Here is a 7,070-nt window from a genome sequence, read left to right on the forward strand (position 1 = left end):
CCCGACCACCCCGCCTCCGAACGGCCCGGCGGACATCACGGTGAACAGCGCCACCAGGTACCAGACGGTCGACGGGTTCGGGGCCGCGACGCCGATCTGGGGCGGTACCTGGTCGACGGCCGAGACCCAGACGCTTGTCGGGATGGGTGCCAACCAGCTGGGCCTGTCCATCGTGCGTACCGGCCTCTCGCCCGTCTCCAGTGAGTGGTCGACCCAGGTGAACGCCCTGAAGACGGCGAAGACGTCGGGCTCGGGCGTGAAGATCCTCGCGTCACCGTGGACGGCGCCGGCCGCGTGGAAGACGAACAACAGCCGGGTGAACGGCGGCAAGCTGAAGACCGACTACTACGACGACTATGCGAACCACCTGAACAGCTACGTCCAGTACATGCGTAACCAGGGTGTGGCAATCGACGTCACCTCGGTGCAGAACGAGCCGGACTGGCACCCGAACTACGACTCGATGGACTGGAGCGGCACCGAACTCCGCAACTTTGTCCGTGACCAGGGCGCGAGGGTGCAGAACACCAGGCTCATGGTCGCCGAGGCGGTGAACATGAACTACGGCTTCACCGATCCGACCCTGAACGACACGACCGCCCGGAACAACATCGGCTACATCGGCGGGCACCTGTACGGCACCGAGGACTCGGGCCGGCTGAGGCCGTACTCCCTGGCTGAGCAGTACAACAAGCCGGTGTGGATGACCGAGTGGAACTACCACGAGGCCGACGGCAGCGGCTCGAACATCTGGGGCAACCCCAGCAACCTCGCGGTCTGGAACGAGACGCTCGACGACATCATGCGCACGGTGCACAAGTCGATGGAGTCGAACTGGAGCGCCTACATCTGGTGGTACGGCAAGCGCTACTACTCCTTCATCGGCGACGGTGAGGCGGCGTACGGCACCACGGCGGGCGCTCCGCTCAAGCGCGGGTACGCCTTCTCGCAGTACGCCAAGTTCGTCCGCCCCGGCTACCAGCGGGTCGCCCTGACGAAGAGTTCCAAGGCCTCGCCGCTGGAGGTGACCGCCTACCAGGGCGACGGCAAGATCACGCTGGTGATCCTCAACCGGTCGAACAGCGCGGTCAACAACGCCGTGATCCAGGCTCCGCAGAACGTCACAAGGGCGGAGCACTACCTCACCTCCCAGAACGCCAACGTGGCCAGCCAGCCGACAAGCGTGAACGGCGGACAGGCCACCATCAACGTCGGCGCGCGCAGCATCTCCACTGTCGTGTTCACCCTCTGAGGGGCCGCGCCGGGCTGATCGCCGGCCGGTCGGGCGTACGGGTGTGGCGGATCGTCCGCACCCGTACGCCCGACCGCGGTCCCGCCGGGAAGGAGCGGCACCTCGTCGTCCCACACTCCGGACCAGCATTTAGTGAGGGCCATCGATATTGACGCCGGACGTCGACGGCGACAGGATCTCGGCACCACCACCACCGTGATCCCGTCTGGGAGGCGTCATGACCCGTCCCCGCCTGCGGCTCCTGCGCGCAGCCGCCCGCCTGGCCGCACTCGCCACGGCCACCGTCGGCGTGCTGCTCACCGTCGCCACACCCGCCAGCGCCGCCGTGCCCACCGGCCGCTACGTCGCTCTGGGTGACTCGTACACCGCTGGTCCGCTGATCCCCACGCAGGTCGACCTGAACTGCCTGCGGTCCAACCGCAACTACCCGTCCCTGGTGGCCGCGTCCGCCGGCTCCTCGTCGTTCGCCGACGTGAGCTGCTCCGGCGCCACCACTGACGACATCCTCTACGGCGGCAGCGGCCAGTTGGGCATCACGCTGCCGCCGCAGCTCAGTGCGGTCACGTCGAACTCCGCGCTGGTGACGGTGCAGATCGGCGGCAACGACATCGGCTTCTCCGGCATCATCAGCGACTGCGCGGAGGCCAGCCTCAGCAGCCCGCTCGGGTCGCCGTGCAAGGACCGCTACACCGCCGGAGGCGTCGACCAGTTGCAGGCCCGGATCACGGCCACCGTGCCGAAGGTGACAACCGTGCTCCAGGAAATCCGCCGGGCCGCGCCGGGCGCGCGCGTCGTGGTGCTCGGGTACCCGGCGATCGTGCCGGACACCGGATACGGCTGCTGGCCCGTCGTCCCGATCGCCTACCAGGACGTGCCGTACCTGCGCGGCGTCGAAAAGTCGCTGAACGCGATGCTGGCCAACACCGCGGCGGCGAACGGCGCTGTCTACGCCGACGTCTACACCCCGTCGATCGGCCGCGACGCGTGCAAGAGCAGCGGCACCCGGTGGGTCGAGGGGTTGGTGCCGCAGAACTCGGCCGCCCCGTTCCACCCGAACGCCCGCGGTGAGCAGGGTATGGCCACCGCGCTGCTCGCCCGTCTCAACAGCTGACCGGACACGCGATCGGCTGAGCCGGCCCCCTTTTCGCGAAGGCGGGTCGGCTCAGCCGCGTCGGCGGTGGTTCGGGCGATCAGGCGGGTGCGGACGGCAGGCTGTCCATGAACGAGCTGACCGAGAAGACGGCCCGACCCGCTCCGGCCGGCCCGTAACCGGGAGGGCTCAAGAGGCCGTGGGCATCCATCGTCGCCCGGTAGACCTCCAGCAGGCGGACGTGGTATTCGAGCGGCGCGCCCTCGGGGTTGGCCCGTCCGAGCGGCGTGGTGGGCTCCGGGCACCAGGTGGTGAACCGGGGCGTGATCCCGCGCGACATGAAGTACTCCAGCCCTTCGGCGGTGGAGTCGATCGCCTCGTCGACGCTCGTGAAGCCGTGCGGGGCGGCCATCTCGACGCCCGCCACGAAATTCGGGATCACGTTGCGCGGGCCGAACACCTCGGCGGAGTCGAGGATCCGGCGATGCCACTCCTCCCGGCCGACGTACCGCTCCTTGCCCGGGCAGTACAACTCGAACAGCCGCTTGTCCCACACCTCGTAGTTGGGGTGGTAGATGCGGATCCCGTAGTCGTGGAACCGTTGCACGTCGGCTCGGGGGAGTGCCTGTGCGACGACCTTGCCGATCCACCGCCCCGGGAACCGTTCCTCGATCGCCTGCGCGTACTGGCCGTAGAAGTCCGCCTCGGCCAGCCCGCCGACGTGTGAGGTGATGCTGCCACCGGTGAGGGTGTACGCCTGTGAGGCCCGCTCGGTGTCGTGCCGGTCGATGATCTCCAAGGCCTCCAGGACCTCGTCGACGGGCTTGACGCCGGTGTAGGGGCGACCAGCCTGCTTGTGCTGCCGCCAGTTGTGGTTGATGTCGCAGTACTGGCACTCCTCCTTCGCCCCGAAGTACTGGCAGACCCGGAAGGCGGTCAGATAGATGAGGTAGCCCCACTGGATGGTCGGGGCGACCTCCATCACCGACTTTCCGTTGGCGAGGGTGTGCCGGTAGTAGTTCGGCATCGGCGGTAGTCCGACGTCGGCGATCGGCCGTCCGTCCAGGAACAACCGCAGCCGCCCGTCGCTGTCGGTGCGGACGCGGTACGGAGACCCGGGATTGGTCCGGACCGAGACGACCGTCCGGCGCAGCTCGTACGGCCCACCGGTGAGAACGATCTCTTCCGGCGGCCGGCGCAGCGCGGCCGTCCCCAACTCCGGCAGCGTCCGGTGGTCGAAGGAGAAGATGAAGTACGACTTCGGCTTGACGTTCCCGTTCTCGTTGTCGGTCAACGCCGCGTCGTCGAAGGCGAGTCCACCGCGCAGCAGGTCCTCCTTGATGACCGCCTCGCGGGGCACCTGCGGGAATCGGCTCATCAGTTCTTCGACGAGGTCGGTACGCGACGTCATGCGGGTCCTTCCGATCGGGTGTGCCGGACCGGGTGGCACGCGGCCACCCGGTCTCGACGGCTCAGCTCTGCTTGGTCTCCCAGAAGATCTTCGAGATCTCGTCGATCTTCGCGAGCAACTGCTCCGCGACGGCCGGGTCCGTAGCCCCCTTCGCGCCGCTGGCGCCGGCGAGCTTGGTGGCCTCGTTGAAGAGGTCGTGCAGGTGCGGGTACCTCTCGAAGTGCGGCGCCTTGAAGTAGTCGGTCCACAGCACCCAGAGGTGGTGCTTGACCAGCTCGGCCCGCTGCTCCTTGATGATCAGCGACCGGGTGCGGAACTCCGGGTCGTCGCTGGCCTGGTACTTCTCCGCGATCGCCTTGATCGACTCGGCCTCGATGCGGGCCTGGGCCGGGTCGTAGACGCCGCACGGGAGGTCACAGTGGGCGCTGACGACGGTGCGCGGGCTAAAGCGGCGGGGCAGGTGCATCGGAATCCCTCCAACGGCGAGCAACGTGATCCACGGCGGAGGCTAGAACCTCAACCGCGCTTCATGTCAACCTCCGTCGTCGCTCGCTCGCCGCACACCGATTGTGCCGCTCCTGCTCCGGCCGCACCTGGCGGAACCGCGTGTGAGAATCGTCGCCGTGACCGGAGAAGCGAGGTCTCCTCGGCGGGGTCACGCGGCGAGACGGGTGATCGCCGCGATCGACCGGTCCACGTCCGCCTCGGTGGTGGTGGCGTTCGACACCGAGATGCGCATGAGTCGCCGTCCCCGCCACGTCGTACCGCCCGCCCAGCAGGTCCCGTCCGCCTGCACCGCGGCCACCACCCGGTCGGTGCGCGCGTCGTCACCGAAGCCGACCAGCACCTGGTTGAGGACCACCTCGTTGGCCACCTCGAACCCGGCCGCGGTCAGACCATCGGCGAACCGGCGAGCCAGGGCGCAGCAGCGGTCCACCACGGCGGCGAGCCCGTCGCGCCCCAGCTCGCGCAGGCCGGCCCAGACCGCGAACCCCCGGGCGCGGCGCGAGGACTCGGCGGTGAGGTCCGCGCCCGCCGGCACGCCACCGGAACCGACGAGGTACGCGGCGCTCAAGGACATCGCCGCCGCGTGCGAGTCGGGCCGGGCGCAGAAGGCGAAGGCGGTGTCGTACGGCAGGTTGAGCCACTTGTGACCGTCGCAGGCCCACGAGTCGGCCAGCTCCAGCCCGTCCACGAGGTGACGGGTGGTGGGGCTCGCCGCGGCCCACAGGCCGAAAGCCCCGTCGACGTGCACCCAGGCGCCGTGGCGGTGTGCCAGCTCGCAGGCTTCCCGCAACTCGTCGCAGGCGCCGGTGTTCACGTTTCCGGCCTGAAGGCACACGATGGTGGGGCCCACGGGGCCGGCCCGCAGGACGTCGCGTAGTGCCCCGGGGTCGATCGCGCCGTTCGGGCCGGCCGGCACCGGCCGCACCGCGTCCACGCCGAGGCCGAGCAGGCGCAGCGATCGGTCGATGGTGGCGTGTCGCTCCGCTCCGGCGATCACCCGGACCGGCGGCGCGCCGATCAACCCGCGTCGTTCCACGTCCCAGCCCGCGTCGGCCAACACCTGGTGCCGTGCGGCGGCGAGCCCGGCGGTGTTGGCGGCCTGTCCGCCGGTGACGAAGCCGACCGACGCGGTCGTCGGGATGTCCAGCAGTTCCTTCAGCCACGCTCCGGCGGTGGCCTCGGCCGCGATGGCGGCCGGCGAGGTGACGGCGTTGAAGGCGAGCTGATCCCAGCCGACGGCGAGCATGTCGGCGGCGGTCGCCGCCGGTAGCGCGCCACCCACCACGAAACCGAAGTAGCGCGGGCCGGCGCTGGCGACGAGGCCGGGCTCGGCCGCGGCGAGCAGGTCCGCCACCACCTGCTGCGGCGGGGTCGGTGTGGCGGGCAGCGGACCGGAGAACGCCCGTGCCAGCGCGGCCTGGTCGGGCGGCGCCACGGGCCGGTCCGGCAGCGACCGTCGGTAGTCGGCGGCGTGGTCGGCGGCCAAGCGGAACAGGTGGGTCAGGTCCTCCATCGACGCACCCTATCCCCGGCCGGGGCCCGGTCCACGACCACGGTCGCGGCGAGGTGTCCGTGGCCGGCCGATGATTTTGGGATGCTGTGGCGGTTCACCTGACGACATCACCCGATTCGAAGGGGCACCGCGATGGCAAAGGTCATCTCCACGCTGTTCATCTCGGCCGACGGTGTGGCCGAGATCGACCCCGACTGGCACTTCCCGTACTTCGACGACAACATGGGCCGCGCCGTCGGCGAGGACTACGACGCCGCCGACGTCCTGCTCATCGGCCGCGAGACCTACGACAGCTTCGCTGGCGCCTGGCCGGACCGGGAGGCCGCCGGCGGGGAGGACGCGTCGTTCGCCAAGCAGCTCGGGGACGTACGCAAGATTGTCGTCTCACGCCAGCCGCTGACGTTCTCCTGGCGCAACTCGGAACTGCTCTCCGGTGATCTCGTCGACGTCGTTACCGCGCTGCGGGCCGACGCCGGCAGCAAGGGTGTCCTGATTCCCGGGTCGATCTCGGTGGTGCAGCAGCTTCTCGCCGCTGGGCTGGTCGACGAGCTGCGCCTGCTGGTGCATCCGGTCGCAGCGCGCAAGGGCCGCAGGTTGTTCGACGACGGCGAGACGCCGTACCACCTGAAGGTCACGGCGACGGAGGCGTTTCCGACGGGCGTGATCCGCGTGATCTACGCGCCGACCGCCGCGCCCGGCGCGGTCGGCTACGACGAGGTCAAGGACCAGGTGCCAGCAGGAAGCTAGCGTCTCTCTGCCGCTGGCCCGAGGGCCGACTGATCCTCGGGCGGTGCGCCACCGCCACCGGAAATGAGCGGGCGCGCCGACGAGCTTCCTCTCCCCATCCCGCTGGCGGACCCCGGTTTGACGGTCCGAACCGGCCCCGCCGCTGTCCGCGACGGGGCCGGTCGGAGCTGTCCGGACGCTGGCCCTTGTCAGGCGATCGTGCAGGCCGCGCCGTTGAGGGTGAACGAACTCGGCCGGGCGGCGTTGCCGGTGTGGGTGGCCTGGAAGCCGATGGTGACCGACCCGTTCGGCGGGATGCCGGCGTTGTAGGCGACGTTCCGGGCCGTCACCTGCCCGGAGGCGGGGGAGTAGGAGGCGTTCCAGCCCGAGGTGACGCTCTGCCCGCCGGGCAGGGTGAACACCAGGGACCAACCGTTGACGGCACCCGTACCGGTGTTGGTGATGGTGATGTTCTCGGTCAGCCCGGTGTTCCAGGCGTTGACGGCGACGCTCACCCGGCAGGCGCCGGAACCCGGCGGCGGCGTGGTCGGGGTGGGCGTCACGGTCGGGG

The 7,070-nt window shown here is 69.9% G+C and carries 7 protein-coding genes; 3 read left to right on the forward strand and 4 right to left on the reverse strand.

Annotated elements, in window-relative coordinates; all coding sequences use genetic code 11:
* Both FHG89_RS32540 and FHG89_RS32545 read left to right on the forward strand, forming a co-directional pair.
* The coding region (locus FHG89_RS32540) for a glycoside hydrolase (RefSeq protein ID WP_208761187.1) at positions 1–1,252 on the forward strand (1,252 nt) is incomplete at its 5' end.
* A gap of 217 nt (positions 1,253–1,469) precedes the next feature.
* Complete coding sequence (locus FHG89_RS32545; RefSeq protein ID WP_139588209.1) at positions 1,470–2,363, forward strand: SGNH/GDSL hydrolase family protein; 894 nt, start codon at positions 1,470–1,472, stop codon at positions 2,361–2,363.
* 79 nt (positions 2,364–2,442) lie between these two features.
* Here the strand turns inward: FHG89_RS32545 and FHG89_RS32550 are convergent, their stop codons facing one another.
* The 3 genes from FHG89_RS32550 to FHG89_RS32560 all read right to left on the reverse strand — a co-directional run bounded on the left by FHG89_RS32550 (position 2,443) and on the right by FHG89_RS32560 (position 5,773).
* Positions 2,443–3,753, reverse strand: a complete 1,311-nt coding sequence (locus tag FHG89_RS32550; protein ID WP_139588210.1) for a radical SAM protein — start codon at positions 3,751–3,753, stop codon at positions 2,443–2,445.
* A gap of 61 nt (positions 3,754–3,814) precedes the next feature.
* On the reverse strand, positions 3,815–4,219 hold the full coding sequence (gene sodN, locus FHG89_RS32555) for a superoxide dismutase, Ni (protein WP_139588211.1): 405 nt from the start codon (positions 4,217–4,219) through the stop codon (positions 3,815–3,817).
* 189 nt (positions 4,220–4,408) lie between these two features.
* Positions 4,409–5,773, reverse strand: coding sequence for a pyridoxal phosphate-dependent decarboxylase family protein (locus FHG89_RS32560; protein ID WP_139588212.1), 1,365 nt, complete (start codon positions 5,771–5,773; stop codon positions 4,409–4,411).
* A 132-nt stretch (positions 5,774–5,905) separates the two neighbouring features.
* Between FHG89_RS32560 and FHG89_RS32565 the strand changes: the two genes are divergently transcribed.
* Positions 5,906–6,520 (forward strand): dihydrofolate reductase family protein, encoded by a 615-nt coding sequence (locus FHG89_RS32565; protein ID WP_139588213.1) that lies wholly within the window; start codon positions 5,906–5,908, stop codon positions 6,518–6,520.
* Between the two features lie 188 nt (positions 6,521–6,708).
* On the opposite strand, the gene FHG89_RS32570 is transcribed toward FHG89_RS32565, so the two are convergent.
* The coding region (locus tag FHG89_RS32570; protein ID WP_208761188.1) for a cellulose binding domain-containing protein at positions 6,709–7,070 on the reverse strand (362 nt) is incomplete at its 5' end.

It is taken from the genome of Micromonospora orduensis (genome assembly GCF_006228125.1).
Lineage (GTDB): Bacteria > Actinomycetota > Actinomycetes > Mycobacteriales > Micromonosporaceae > Micromonospora > Micromonospora orduensis.